9 protein-coding genes and 1 pseudogene are annotated in these 14,051 nt (G+C 32.9%); 3 read left to right on the forward strand and 7 right to left on the reverse strand.

Annotation, left to right across the window (positions count from 1 at the left end):
• Window positions 1-94: 94 nt before the first annotated feature.
• The 3 genes from HMPREF3247_RS07470 to HMPREF3247_RS07480 all read right to left on the reverse strand — a co-directional run bounded on the left by HMPREF3247_RS07470 (window position 95) and on the right by HMPREF3247_RS07480 (window position 4,902).
• Complete coding sequence (locus tag HMPREF3247_RS07470) at window positions 95-1,756, reverse strand: Na/Pi cotransporter family protein (RefSeq protein WP_072353806.1); 1,662 nt, start codon at window positions 1,754-1,756, stop codon at window positions 95-97.
• A 324-nt stretch (window positions 1,757-2,080) separates the two neighbouring features.
• Entirely contained in the window at window positions 2,081-3,856 is a 1,776-nt protein-coding gene (locus HMPREF3247_RS07475) for an oleate hydratase (RefSeq protein ID WP_000291830.1), read from the reverse strand.
• 173 nt (window positions 3,857-4,029) lie between these two features.
• A complete protein-coding gene (locus tag HMPREF3247_RS07480) occupies window positions 4,030-4,902 on the reverse strand; it encodes a DMT family transporter (protein WP_001038103.1) in 873 nt (290 codons plus the stop codon).
• 112 nt (window positions 4,903-5,014) lie between these two features.
• On the opposite strand from HMPREF3247_RS07480, the gene HMPREF3247_RS07485 reads away from it, so the two are divergent.
• The 3 genes from HMPREF3247_RS07485 (at window position 5,015) to HMPREF3247_RS07495 (ending at window position 8,929) form a co-directional block, all read left to right on the forward strand.
• Complete coding sequence (locus tag HMPREF3247_RS07485; RefSeq protein ID WP_001151814.1) at window positions 5,015-6,412, forward strand: aminotransferase-like domain-containing protein; 1,398 nt, start codon at window positions 5,015-5,017, stop codon at window positions 6,410-6,412.
• A gap of 189 nt (window positions 6,413-6,601) precedes the next feature.
• Window positions 6,602-7,075, forward strand: coding sequence for a DUF1648 domain-containing protein (locus HMPREF3247_RS07490; protein WP_000036331.1), 474 nt, complete (start codon window positions 6,602-6,604; stop codon window positions 7,073-7,075).
• Window positions 7,076-7,336: 261 nt separating this feature from the next.
• Window positions 7,337-8,929 (forward strand): L-lactate permease, encoded by a 1,593-nt coding sequence (locus HMPREF3247_RS07495; RefSeq protein ID WP_000173898.1) that lies wholly within the window; start codon window positions 7,337-7,339, stop codon window positions 8,927-8,929.
• Window positions 8,930-9,258: 329 nt separating this feature from the next.
• On the opposite strand, the pseudogene spa reads toward HMPREF3247_RS07495, so the two are convergent.
• From spa to sirB, 4 genes and pseudogenes are all read right to left on the reverse strand, one after another.
• Window positions 9,259-10,515: pseudogene (gene spa / locus HMPREF3247_RS07500) on the reverse strand (staphylococcal protein A).
• Between the two features lie 420 nt (window positions 10,516-10,935).
• Window positions 10,936-11,688 carry an HTH-type transcriptional regulator SarS gene (sarS, locus tag HMPREF3247_RS07505; protein ID WP_000876756.1) on the reverse strand — a complete coding sequence of 251 codons (753 nt, stop codon included), beginning with the start codon at window positions 11,686-11,688 and terminating at the stop codon, window positions 10,936-10,938.
• A gap of 368 nt (window positions 11,689-12,056) precedes the next feature.
• Complete coding sequence (gene sirC / locus HMPREF3247_RS07510; RefSeq protein ID WP_000136629.1) at window positions 12,057-13,055, reverse strand: staphyloferrin B ABC transporter permease subunit SirC; 999 nt, start codon at window positions 13,053-13,055, stop codon at window positions 12,057-12,059.
• On the reverse strand, window positions 13,052-14,047 hold the full coding sequence (gene sirB / locus HMPREF3247_RS07515) for a staphyloferrin B ABC transporter permease subunit SirB (RefSeq protein ID WP_000924989.1): 996 nt from the start codon (window positions 14,045-14,047) through the stop codon (window positions 13,052-13,054). Before sirB ends, sirC begins: the two co-directional genes overlap by 4 nt.
• Window positions 14,048-14,051: the final 4 nt, after the last annotated feature.

A 14,051-nucleotide genomic window follows, 5' to 3' on the forward strand; every position in this document is an offset into this window, starting at 1 on the left:
CTGCTGTTTTTTAGGGATTTATGTCCCAGCCTGTTTTACATGCATCTGAATCTCTAATTTTAAAAAAATATGAATATAAATAAGACAGTAAAAATTAAATTTCAGTTGTTGCAATTTCTTCATCTGTAGGTACATCATCGTTAAGGCCAACAAGTGCTTCAGAAACATTTCGTGAATGATAACCGATACGTTCAAGAACACCAATCATATCGATATATAGTAATCCGCCTTTTGTTGTACATTCACCACGATTAAGGCGTTTAATATGACCTTTGCGTAGTTTATGTTCAATATTAAATGATTCTCTACTACGTTCTACAATTTCATCTTTTTTCGTTTTGTCATAAACATCTAACATGTCGATGGCTTTATCAAATGACTCAGCAACATGGTTGAATAATTTATCCATACCGCGTTGTGCATCTTCTGTAATGCGAATATCTTCATCATGTTGGCGTTTTAATTGAGCGACATACTCTTCTGTTAGCTCTGCTACTTTTAAAATAGAGCGATTGACATCAAACATAACTGCTAAACGCTCAACGTCTGCCTTCGTTATGGCTTTTGTAGAAATTCTAACTAAATAATTTCGAATACTATCATTGATTGTTTCAACAGCTTGATGCTTTTGTTCAAGCTTTTTGATCAATTTTTTATCGTCTTTTGTAATTTCGCGAATGTCTTCAAACATCGTTAAGACAATCTGACCCACATTTTGTAATTCTTTTTGAGTTTCTTGTAATGCAACACCAGGTGCGTGATAAACAAGATCTTTGTTTAAGTGCTGAGGTTTATAGTCATCAGCAATATCTTTACCTGGGACAAGCTTTGTAACTATCCATGCTAAACCTGCTACAAATGGTAATTGAATCAAAGTATTTGTTATGTTGAAGATACCATGTGATACTGCAATCGTCATCGCTGGTTTTAAGTGCCATACATCTTGTAACAAACTAATCAAATGAATCACAACTGGCAAGAAAATTGTGAAGATAATTACCCCGATTAAGTTAAAGATGACGTGTACAAGCGCCGCACGTTTTGCAGCGATTGAGCCGGCTAAACTAGCTAAGATAGCTGTAATCGTTGTACCAATATTATCGCCTAGTAACACAGGGATTGCTGCGTTTAAGCTGATTAAATCTTGTTGATAAAATTCTTGTAAAATACCAATTGTCGCACTTGAACTTTGAACTAGTGCTGTTAACCCTGCGCCGACAATGACAGCAAGTATTGGATTTGATGACATATCAAGCATTAATTGTTTAAATCCATCTAATGATGCTAAAGGTTTAACGGCATCACCCATAAATTCTAGACCGAAGAATAGAGAACCGAAACCGAATAGTATGCGGCCAATGTTATTGATTTTAGAGCGTTTAAAGAAAAAGATTAAAAATGCACCTAATGCTAAAATTGGCATTGCATATTCGCCTAAATCTATACCGATAATAAATGCAGTTACCGTTGTTCCGATATTAGCACCCATTATCACTCCAATGGCTTGTTTCAATGTCATAAATCCAGCTGTTACCAGTCCGATTGTGATAACGGTCGTACCTGAACTACTTTGTATTAAAATAGTTACAACGATACCTGCAATAACACCTAATACTGGATTTGATGTAAATTTGTTTAAAATATCTCGTAGCCTGTCTCCTGCTGATGCTTGAAGCCCGTCTCCCATGATTTTTAAGCCGTAAAGGAAAATACCTAAACCACCTAAAAAGGAGAAAATGACTTCTGTAACCGACATTTCCATTATTTCACCTCAAATAAGCTTTATATTTAGATTATCGCTTATAATTGTAAATTTAATGTTAAGATTAGGTAAAATTATTTAACAATATATGTTATTTGTATATGACTTGTAAAATATCGTCACTTATTATGTAAATTTTCAGTGTGAAATGGCAGGTTTGCAATCACTTGTTTAACAAAATGACGCAATCAATCATGTAATTATGTTTCATCAAAAAAATCATGTGAGTGGGATAACGAAATAAAGTTTGTGAACATATCATTTCTATCCCACTCCATGATTTGAAATCACCAAATAAAAATCTATTAATGGTTTTCGTTATAACAATTTGTGTTCTTTTAATAATGTCTCAATGTACGTACCTTTTATCTTTTTAAGGAATCCAGCTAATGCGAGTTTTTGCATTTTCGAATCTTTAGTAATCTCGCGCAAATCTTGATGGTCATTCAGTTCGTATACGGCATCCATTAAGACGCGAAGATCAAATGTACTATTGATGACCTCTGGAATACCACGATCTATATTTAGTAATTGATAAACAGCTTCCATGGCAGTACGAACCGAATATTCTGTTGTAAATACAGTGTCTCGCTCTGTTTCTGCAAAGTTACCAATAAATGCTAAGTTCTGAGATTGATGCGGGACGACTAAAGGTCTGTCGCCGATAGCACGCGTCATGAAATAAGATGTGATATATGGCATATAAACAGGAATCGTATTAGATGCATGTTTTGCTAAGTCTTCAATTTTGTCAGTTGATACACCTAAGTGATACAGCCATTCTTGACATATTTCATTACCACTACATTCTGTGATTGGCTTTTTAATATAATCGCCATTTACATCTGAATATAAGGCATAAATCCATGTAGATATTTCATTTTTAGGTTGGTCTTTAAACTGTTGCTGACGATTGATTGTAAAACTGATTTGCCATGCAGAATCATTGATTGTAATAATTCCGCCAGTAACCGTTTTGCCTGCAAGTGGATCACGTTTACAAATGCTTTCTATTGTATCGATAATATCTTTATTGTTAGTTGTCGATGTTGCAGAAACAAACCAACTTTTTTGAGGAATATTTTGGCAAAACTTATCAGGATTACCAAATTCAGGACTTTGTCGCGCTAAATTTTTCCATAGTGTCCAACTACCACCTAATTCGTCAGTTGGTGGTGCTGGTGTATCATTATCACCATACGTAGAGCTTTCCGTAATACTACCGTTTGTCACAAAGACAAGATCATCTACAGTCAGTTTAATTGACTCTGCTTTGCCATGTCGGTGAATTAATATTTCTCGGGCAATTTTTTGACTTGTCGTAACATCTACTTTAATATCTTCTACTTTTACATCGTATTCAAATTGAACCCCATGCGATTTTAAATATTCAACCATAGGTAATACTAAAGATTCATATTGATTATATTTAGTGAATTTTAAAGCTGAAAAGTCTGCGAGACCACCAATATGATGAACGAATCGCATTAGATAGCGACGCATTTCCATTGCAGAATGCCACGGTTCAAATGCAAACATCGTTTTCCAGTAAATCCAAAAGTTTGAATTAAAGAAGTCATCGGAAAATACATCTGTTATTTTGACATCATCTAAATCTTCTTCATTCGTTAAGCATAAATCTAAAATTTCTTTAATCGCCGTTTTAGTCAAAGTGAAGTCTCCATCTGTGACTAAACGTTGACCCTGTTTCTCAATAACACGACAACGAGAATAGTTAGGATCTTCTTTGTTTAACCAATAGAATTCATCTAATACTGACGCGTTATCGATTTCTAATGAAGGGATAGATCTGAATAAGTCCCACAAACATTCAAAGTGGTTCTCCATTTCACGACCACCGCGGACAACATAGCCTTTTAAAGGAATATTTTCTCCGTCAAGACTACCACCTGCTTTAGGTAACTCTTCTAAAATATGAATCTTAGAACCTTCCATTTGACCATCCCTTATTAAAAAACAAGCTGCAGCAAGTGAAGCTAGACCAGATCCGATTAAGTAAGCGGATTTGTTTTCTACATTTTCAGGTTTTTTAGGGCGCGCAAATGCTTCATAATTTCCATAACTGTAATACATATCCACCAAGTCCTTTCGTATTGGAATACACTCAGACTATACCCCTTTGTGAATTGCAAATATTAGTATTTATATTGGTAAATTTGACAAAATTAGATCTTTTTTATATTTTTGATTTTTAAAATTTTATCACTCGAATGTTTTTGGATTCTTAGGTGCGGGACTTGGAATAATTATGTATTTTGAAAGAAGTTACTTAAACTAACGCCTAGTAGAGTGATAATTCCACCTATAATAGCAAGGGTTGTTGGTAGCTCGTCTAATAACAGATAAGATAATAATAAAGAAACGATAGGTGTTAAATAAAGAGACATTGTTGCATCAGAGACACCAACTGACTTCACGATATAAGCAAGCAAAACGTATGGAATTATAGTAGGGAATATAGCTAAATAAAGTACCGATACTATTGATGTAAAAGTGGCGCCGTGTATATCGTTGATGATTTCAGGAATAAAAATAAGCATAAATGGTGAGCTTGCCATTATTGTATATAGTGTGAAAGCGATGAAGCCGTATTTTTCTATGTATTTTTTCTGGAAAGTAAAATACAAACTTTCACTAAAAGATGCAAGTAAAATAATAAAAACACCTAATACATTAATAGTTGTGTAATCATCTTTACTTATTGAAATAATGGATATTCCTATAAATGCGACGAGTGAACTTAACCAATTCCATTTTGAAAAATGCTCTTTTAAAAATATATAAGCTAAAGCACTAGAAAAAATAGGCGTTGTAGAGACTAGAATTCCAGATATACCTGCACTAATCAAAGTTTCACCAAAATTTAAAGCTGTGTGATATATCACAAATCCACAAAATCCTAAAATAAAAATAACAGGGATATCTCTTAGTTCAGGGGTAGGCAATTTCTTTATAATTACGAACGGCAAGAGAATTATTGTTGCTAAAATTAAACGAAATGCCGACAATGATTCTGCACTAAAATCATTTAACGCAATCTTTATCATTGGAAATGCAGATCCCCACAATATGATAGTAAATAAATATGATAGAAAAGTAGTGTCTCGAAGTTTATTCATTAATATCATCACTCCTTTAATTATGTGTTTCTATATTAAAAAATATGATTTAAAATGAGTACAACCAATTTTGAATGGATTTACCTATCCAATTTTAAAAGGGAGGGAGAAGATGGCTAAATATAAAGATATTGCTAGTGACATAAGAGATAAAATAATCACAGGGGATTGGTTTTATGGAATGAAAATACCTTCACATAGGCAGTTGGCGATACAGTACAACGTAAATAGAGTAACGATTATTAAAAGTATTGAGTTATTAGAAGCTGAAGGATTTATCTATACTAAAGTAGGTAGTGGAACATATGTTAATGACTATTTGAATGAAGCACATATTACAAATAAGTGGTCTGAAATGATGTTATGGTCCTCTCAACAAAGAAGTCAGTATACGGTGCAATTAATTAATAAAATTGAGACAGATGATTCGTATATACATATAAGTAAAGGTGAATTGGGTATATCGTTAATGCCACATATTCAATTGAAAAAAGCCATGTCTAATACAGCCAGTCATATTGAAGACTTATCTTTTGGTTATAATAATGGTTATGGTTATATCAAGTTAAGAGATATTATCGTTGAACGAATGTCAAAGCAAGGTATAAATGTAGGTAGAGAAAATGTAATGATCACTTCAGGCGCTTTACATGCCATTCAACTTTTATCTATTGGGTTTTTAGGTCAAGATGCCATAATAATTTCGAATACACCATCATATATTCACTCTACAAATGTTTTTGAGCAATTGAATTTTAGACATATTGATGTTCCTTATAATCAAATTAATGAAATTGATACCATCATTGATAGATTTATTAATTTTAAAAATAAAGCGATTTATATAGAACCTAGGTTTAATAACCCGACAGGTCGTTCTTTAACGAATGAGCAAAAGAAAAATATAATTACTTATAGCGAAAGACATAATATTCCTATCATTGAAGATGATATCTTTAGAGATATTTTCTTTAGCGATCCAACTCCTTCTATCAAAACTTATGATAAATTGGGAAAAGTTATACATATAAGCAGTTTTTCAAAAACGATTGCACCAGCAATAAGAATAGGTTGGATTGTTGCTTCTGAAAAAATAATAGAGCAATTGGCAGATGTAAGAATGCAAATTGACTATGGATCCAGTATTTTGTCACAAATGGTTGTATATGAGATGTTGAAAAATAAGTCTTATGATAAACACTTAGTAAAGTTAAGGTATGTTTTAAAAGATAAACGAGACTTTATGTTAAACATCCTCAATAATTTATTTAAGGATATAGCACATTGGGAGGTTCCAAGTGGAGGTTATTTTGTATGGTTAGTCTTTAAAATAGATATAGATATTAAATATTTATTCTACGAATTGTTAAGTAAAGAAAAAATATTAATCAATCCGGGTTACATTTATGGCAGTAAAGAAAAGAGTATAAGGCTATCTTTTGCCTTTGAATCAAATGAAAATATTAAGCATGCGCTCTATAAAATTTATACATATGTGAAAAAGGTTTAATTAAAACAATAATTCGAATCATTATGTGGCATGTTAAACAGCTAAATATAAGCTATGCACATTTAACAAGCGGATACTCCTGACGCAATTATAGTATCATTACATATTGTTTAATCGTTTGGGGTAATGTAATTAAAAGGTAAAATAGGCAGAGTGTTATACACAAAATGTAAAGAAAGAGGCGATAGAATGTCTAAAATCAGGTCTTTTACAATATTAAGTCTACTTATTTACTTAGCTATGATGTGCTATACAGTAGTGACCTATTCAAAATTACCAACCAAAGTACCTATTCACTATAATTTAGCAGGGGATGCTGATAACTTTGCTGATAAATGGGTGCTGCTTTTGATTAATAGCGCATTTATAGTGATTTGGCTTATATTTTTCATTGCAGGTAGATACTATGAACGATTAGCCAAATGGTCACATTATAATCATACACCACGTGAAATTCGAGCGATTAAATTATTTTTAAGTACGTTAAATTTAGAGATTATGAGCTATATGTCTATCTTCACAGTATTAGAAATTTGGCAAATACAACACCATCATCAATTCAATTTACTATGGTTTAATATGATATTTATCATTATCATTGGTTTGACGCTTGTCATATTTTGTTTACTTCCTACAATTCATAAAATGAGAGATTCTCAATAAAAATATAAACTCTCATGATGCAGTTTTGAAGCGGATTCCTGAGATTATTATAAATAATATCTAGTATTTATAATTAAAATGATATATTATTTATTATAGTTAAATATTGTGTATATTTTGTGAACTTTTTGTAAAAATTCGATTGCCTGTCACATATAGGAGTGTTACATTTTAAATATGTGATCATCGCAAAATATAAGTTGAAATAGGTTGTAGATTAATCAGGATGATAAATATTTTATATAAAGAGAGGGAGTCATTATGACACTACTTACTGTAAATCCATTCGATAATGTTGGATTATCAGCCTTAGTTGCAGCAGTACCTATTATTTTATTTTTATTATGCTTAACCGTTTTTAAAATGAAAGGCATTTATGCAGCATTGACAACTTTGGTTGTTACATTGATTGTGGCTTTATTTGTATTTGAATTACCAGCGCGTGTATCAGCAGGTGCGATTACAGAAGGCGTTGTTGCCGGTATTTTTCCAATAGGATATATCGTTTTAATGGCAGTTTGGTTATATAAAGTTTCTATTAAAACAGGACAATTTTCTATTATTCAAGATAGTATTGCAAGTATTTCAGAAGACCAAAGAATCCAACTATTATTAATTGGATTTTGTTTCAACGCATTTTTAGAAGGTGCAGCAGGATTTGGTGTGCCGATTGCAATTTGTGCAGTGTTATTGATTCAACTTGGATTTGAACCATTAAAAGCAGCGATGTTATGCTTAATTGCTAATGGTGCGGCGGGTGCCTTTGGTGCAATTGGTTTACCAGTTAGTATTATTGATACGTTTAACTTAAGTGGAGGCGTTACAACATTAGATGTTGCGAGATATTCAGCATTAACACTTCCAATTTTAAACTTTATTATCCCATTTGTTTTAGTATTCGTTATAGATGGCATGAAAGGTATTAAAGAAATTTTACCTGTCATCTTAACAGTGAGTGGTACATATACTGGATTACAATTATTATTAACAATATTCCATGGTCCAGAACTAGCAGACATTATTCCATCACTAGCAACAATGGTGGTGTTAGCATTTGTTTGTCGTAAATTTAAACCGAAAAACATTTTCAGATTGGAAGCGTCTGAACATAAAATTCAAAAACGAACGCCTAAAGAAATTGTCTTTGCTTGGAGTCCATTCGTAATTTTAACTGCCTTTGTATTAGTATGGAGTGCACCATTCTTCAAAAAATTATTCCAACCTGGAGGTGCGCTTGAAAGTTTAGTATTAAAAATGCCAATTCCGAATACTGTGAGTGATTTATCGCCTAAAGGAATTGCGTTGCGTCTCGATTTAATTGGTGCAACTGGGACAGCGATTTTATTAACAGTAATTATTACAATTTTAATTACGAAGTTAAAATGGAAAAGTGCAGGTGCTTTATTGGTCGAAGCAATTAAAGAATTATGGTTACCGATCCTTACAATTTCAGCTATCCTAGCTATTGCTAAAGTTATGACATACGGTGGTTTGACTGTAGCAATTGGACAAGGTATTGCTAAAGCGGGAGCAATTTTCCCATTATTCTCTCCAGTATTAGGTTGGATTGGTGTGTTTATGACTGGTTCAGTTGTAAATAACAATACTTTATTCGCACCTATTCAAGCGACAGTGGCACAACAAATTTCAACAAGCGGTTCATTACTTGTGGCAGCTAACACTGCAGGTGGTGTAGCAGCGAAACTTATTTCACCACAATCAATTGCCATTGCGACTGCAGCTGTTAAAAAAGTTGGTGAAGAATCTGCATTATTAAAAATGACGTTAAAATACAGTATTATATTTGTTGCCTTTATTTGTGTTTGGACGTTTATACTAACGTTAATATTCTAAATATAAATAATGTTGTCACTTGGATTCAAATGACATTTTACATCTAATTATTCATGAATCGAACTAGTACGAAATGCATTGAGCATCTTGTCTAGTTCGATTTTTTAATGTCTAAAAATGTCGTATATGTAATTAGAGTAGAAAGTGTTGAGGCGTTTCAGAAGTTGTTTAGAAAAGTAAGTAAAATAAAAAATGCACTGAGCAACAAAAGATGTTGCTCAGTGCATTTAGATGATTCTTATCATTTCAAATAAGAATGTGTTAATCAACGTATATAAGTTAAAATTGGTTTGGATAAAATGATATCTATCGTTGTGTATTGTTTGTTTTTATAGTTCGCGACGACGTCCAGCTAATAACGCTGCACCTAAGGCTAATGATAATCCACCAAATACAGTTGTACCGATGAATGGATTTTCTTCACCAGTTTCTGGTAATGCTTGAGCTTTGTTAGCATCTGCATGGTTTGCTGGTTGCTTCTTATCAACAACAAGTTCTTGACCAGGTTTGATCATGTTTTTATCAGCTAATTTGTTATCTGCAGCAATTTTGTCAGCAGTAGTGCCGTTTGCTTTTGCAATGTCATTTACTGTATCACCAGGTTTAACGACATGTACTCCGTTGCCATCTTCTTTACCAGGTTTTTTGTTGTCTTCTTTACCAGGCTTGTTGCCGTCTTCTTTGCCAGGCTTGTTGTTGTCTTCTTTACCAGGCTTGTTGTTGTCTTCTTTGCCAGGTTTGTTGCCGTCTTCTTTACCAGGTTTGTTGTTGTCTTCCTCTTTTGGTGCTTGAGCATCGTTTAGCTTTTTAGCTTCTGCTAAAATTTCTTTGCTCACTGAAGGATCGTCTTTAAGGCTTTGGATGAAGCCGTTACGTTGTTCTTCAGTTAAGTTAGGTAAATGTAAAATTTCATAGAAAGCATTTTGTTGTTCTTTGTTGAATTTGTTGTCAGCTTTTGGTGCTTGTGCATCATTTAGCTTTTTAGCTTCTGCTAAAAGGTTAGCGCTTTGGCTTGGGTCATCTTTTAAGCTTTGGATGAAACCATTGCGTTGTTCTTCGTTCAAGTTAGGCATGTTCAAGATTTCATAGAAAGCATTTTGTTGTTATTTGTTGAAATTGTTGTCAGCTTTCGGTGCTTGAGATTCGTTTAATTTTTTAGCTTCACCTAAAACGTTAGTGCTTTGGCTTGGATCATCTTTAAGACTTTGAATGAAACCATTGCGTTGCGCTTCGTTTAAGTTAGGCATGTTCAAAATTTCATAGAAGGCGCTTTGTTGATCTTTGTTGAAGTTATTTTGTTGCGCATCAGCTTTTGGAGCTTGAGAGTCATTAAGTTTTTGAGCTTCACCTAAAACGTTAGCACTTTGGCTTGGATCATCTTTAAGGCTTTGGATAAAACCATTGCGTTGATCAGCATTTAAGTTAGGCATATTTAAGACTTGATAAAAAGCATTTTGTTGAGCTTCATCGTGTTGCGCAGCATTTGCAGCAGGTGTTACGCCACCAGATATAAGTAATGTACCTAAAGTTACAGATGCAATACCTACACCTAGTTTACGAATTGAATAAATGTTTTTCTTTTTCAAATTAATACCCCCTGTATGTATTTGTAAAGTCATCATAATATAACGAATTATGTATTGCAATACTAAAATCTATATTTATAATTAAATTTAAAGGTAAGTTTTACAACTTATAAAATAAATATTTTGCTGAAAGATTTATTCAGGGAGTAAAAGGCTTAAAACCGCAAAATCACGCTATTTCGATTAATAAAAACAGATAAAATATAGAGATATTTTTTATAATGAAAGCGGTTTAATACATATGAGTTGAAAAATATTTTTAAGAATAAAGTGGGGCTTTGAATGTGCTGAGGTTTAATTTCGGAAATGGTTTTAAGTGATATAGAAAATAGAAAGTTGTTCATTATGTGCTGAGGTTTTATTAAAAAATAGAAAACACAAGTGCACTTTAGAATACAGCACACTTGCGTAATAGAGATATTATTCAAAAACAAGATGTAAATGATCTTTATCTGCTAATAATTGATTCACTTGAGCTAATAATTGTTCAGCATGGTCTTGCTGCGCGTCATCCATATGAATTAAAATTTTTCTTTCATCTTCAGTTGAGCGTTCTTTTATTAGATAGCCTTGCTTTTTTAAATTATTGAGAGCTCTAACAGTTTGAGGGTATTTATGGTGGATTGTTTCAATTAAATCTTTAAGAAGAACGATGTTTTTATTTTGAGAAGTGATAATAGCTAGAATTGTGAATTCTACAAAACTTAATGTTAGATGTTTTTTGATAATATTCTTGAAATACATTGTATACATCATCAAGTTTAGAAATTCTTTACTATCTTTTGGTATCATCTGTGATTCACTTTGATCTGCAAGGTTAAATTGTTTAATGATTTGATCAAACAATGTAACACGTTCTGCAATTTTCTCTCGTTGTTCTTCAGATATTGAAATGTAAGTATTACGCTCATCAATTTTACTTCGAACTTTACTAATATATGAATGTTTCACAAGTACTTTTATATGCTGTACTAAATCCGATTGTTTATAACATAAATCTGAAACAATCTTCTTAAATGGAAGTGTGTTTTCTTGCTGATGAAATAAATAAGTCAGTAATATAAATTCTTTTATAGTCATATCGACTTCAGGCTTGACTTTTTTCTTAAAACGAAACATATATGCTTCAATGATTATAAAATCTCTAATTTTGTCATGGTTATTATATTTCATTGTTTTATCTCCTTGTATATGCACTTTATTTTAATATAACACAATATAATAAGAAAAATAATCCATAATTTACAATTAAAAATAATATGATATTTTTATTAAAATTTGTGTTTTTGAATAAATGACATTATCAAACACTATATTTAAATAAGAAATAGTTATCGATATTTGAAAAATCGAAGAATATTGATTGATATTATAGAATATGAGTCGGTGTTATTTGTATATAAAGTATTAATATGTAATTAAGAAAGTCGACGCTTGTTAACAATAACAACAACTATATGTATAAAAAAACCTCGCAACTGTTAGTTAACTGAATCATTTAGCTAACTTCGTTGTGAGGTCATTTTGTTTTAATAATATCGTTATAACTTTTTCACGGTTAATAATAAGTATATGAAGAATGGGGCACCAAAAGCAGCAATAAATACACCTGCTGGCACTTCTTTAGGCAAGAATAAGGTACGCCCAATTAAGTCTGCAATAACAATTGATATGGCACCAATCATTGCTGACATTAGTAACTTTTTAGCATAACTTCCGCGAACGATTGTTTTCGCGATATGTGGTGCGATTAAACCGACAAACCCAATGTTACCTACTAAACTGATTGCCATAGATACGAGTATAGTAGAAGTGATTAATTGGATTAGTTTCATACGTTGTACATGTAAGCCTAAGCCAATCGCTACAGGGTCATCAAGTATAGATATTTTCATTTTTGGTATAACAAGAAATAACAACGGCACAACAGCTAAAATAACCATACCCAAAATGATTGTATCTTTAAACGTAGCACCGTAAAGACTTCCGACTAGCCATGTATAAGCTTTGGCAGCAGATAATTGCTTCGTTGTAATGAGTAATCCTTGGACAAGCGCAATAAACAACGTTTGCATCGAAATACCGATGATTATGAGTGTTGTCGGGCGTATTTGTCCTTTCGTTTGAAACACTAATAGTATCATCATTGCAACTGCGCCACCTAATACTGCAAATAGTGGAAGTAAATGTATCGTTAAATGGCTGAAAAATGCAATAAAGACAACAGCACTTAAGCTAGCACCACCTGTGATTCCGATAATATCTGGTGAGGCAATTGGATTTTTCAATACATTTTGTAACATTAAACCACTCATCCCTAGTGCGGCACCAGCTAATATCGCAAGTGTAATGCGAGGTAAGCGTAATACTTCTAAAGTGAATTGATCTATACTGTCATTTGGATTTATAAAGTACATCAGTACGCGTTGTAATGGTATAAAGCTTGAACCAATCATCATACTTACCACTGAAACGATGGCTAAAAAGATTAACGCGAAGATGAGATGGTAATTGTCTTTTTTATTAATCTTTTCGGTCATAAGCGTTGACGTCCTTTCTTCATAATATAGATTAAGACAATAGCGCCAATGACAGCGGTAACGACACCGATAGGCAACTCTAATGGCTTAATTATTATACGAGCAACAATGTCTGAAATGATCATTAGGATTGCTCCAGCTAATGCAGTAAAAGGAATTAAATACTTATAGTTTGGTGGTAATAATCGTTTGCTAATATTCGGTACGATAAGACCCACAAAGATGATTGATCCAGCTACGGCTACCGAAATACCGGCTAACATACTGATGAGCATAATAATCATCCATTTGATTAATTTTATGTTTTGACCGAGGCCGGTTGCAATGTCGTCACTTGTCATCAAGATGTTGATGTGTGCAGCCATGCTAAATGCAATTAAAATAAGTATCAATACAAGCGGAATAATCCATGGGATATCCCAAATATTACGTAATGAAACGGAGCCACTTAACCAAAATAATAGGCCTTGTAAGTCTGTTTCGTTCATAATAAGTATGCCTTGAGTAAAGGCTGTAAATAGCATCGCAATCGCAGCACCTGCCAAAATGACACGGTGAGGTGAGAATAGTGTTTGTCTAAACATACCTAGCGCAACAACTAATATAGTAACAACAATGGCACCTAAAAATGCAATAACTACAATCATTTTAAAAGATTGAATTTGGATAAATGTAATACTAAAAATGACAAAAAATACTGCGCCTGCATTGACACCGAAAAGCCCTGGTGAGGCTATTGGGTTTCGTGTAAGTGCTTGCATCAACAAACCTGAGACAGCAAGGGCAGCACCAGTCAATAACGCAATGATTGTTCTCGACGCCCGTGCACCAGTGACAACATCATGTAAATCGTTTTCACTATCAAAGTTGAATAACGCCTGTATCACCGTACCTGGTGACACAAGCGTATTTCCAATCATTAAACTTAAGATAGCTACTATTGCAAGACATAAACCAGCAATAACGATTTGGTATTTTGGTTTAAGTAGCATCGTA

The organism is Staphylococcus sp. HMSC36A10, from assembly GCF_001838845.1.
In the GTDB taxonomy this organism is placed as follows: domain Bacteria; phylum Bacillota; class Bacilli; order Staphylococcales; family Staphylococcaceae; genus Staphylococcus; species Staphylococcus aureus.

Excerpts from the sequence above, each read along its gene's own strand:
- sirC (WP_000136629.1), bottom strand. The coding sequence starts at position 13,055 with ATGACCGAAAAGATTAATAAAAAAGACAATTACCATCTCATCTTCGCG.
- HMPREF3247_RS07475 (WP_000291830.1), bottom strand. The coding sequence starts at position 3,856 with ATGTATTACAGTTATGGAAATTATGAAGCATTTGCGCGCCCTAAAAAA.
- sarS (WP_000876756.1), bottom strand. The coding sequence starts at position 11,688 with ATGAAATATAATAACCATGACAAAATTAGAGATTTTATAATCATTGAA.
- HMPREF3247_RS07470 (WP_072353806.1), bottom strand. The coding sequence starts at position 1,756 with ATGTCGGTTACAGAAGTCATTTTCTCCTTTTTAGGTGGTTTAGGTATT.
- HMPREF3247_RS07480 (WP_001038103.1), bottom strand. The coding sequence starts at position 4,902 with ATGAATAAACTTCGAGACACTACTTTTCTATCATATTTATTTACTATC.
- sirB (WP_000924989.1), bottom strand. The coding sequence starts at position 14,047 with ATGCTACTTAAACCAAAATACCAAATCGTTATTGCTGGTTTATGTCTT.
- HMPREF3247_RS07485 (WP_001151814.1), top strand. The coding sequence starts at position 5,015 with ATGGCTAAATATAAAGATATTGCTAGTGACATAAGAGATAAAATAATC.
- HMPREF3247_RS07490 (WP_000036331.1), top strand. The coding sequence starts at position 6,602 with ATGTCTAAAATCAGGTCTTTTACAATATTAAGTCTACTTATTTACTTA.
- HMPREF3247_RS07495 (WP_000173898.1), top strand. The coding sequence starts at position 7,337 with ATGACACTACTTACTGTAAATCCATTCGATAATGTTGGATTATCAGCC.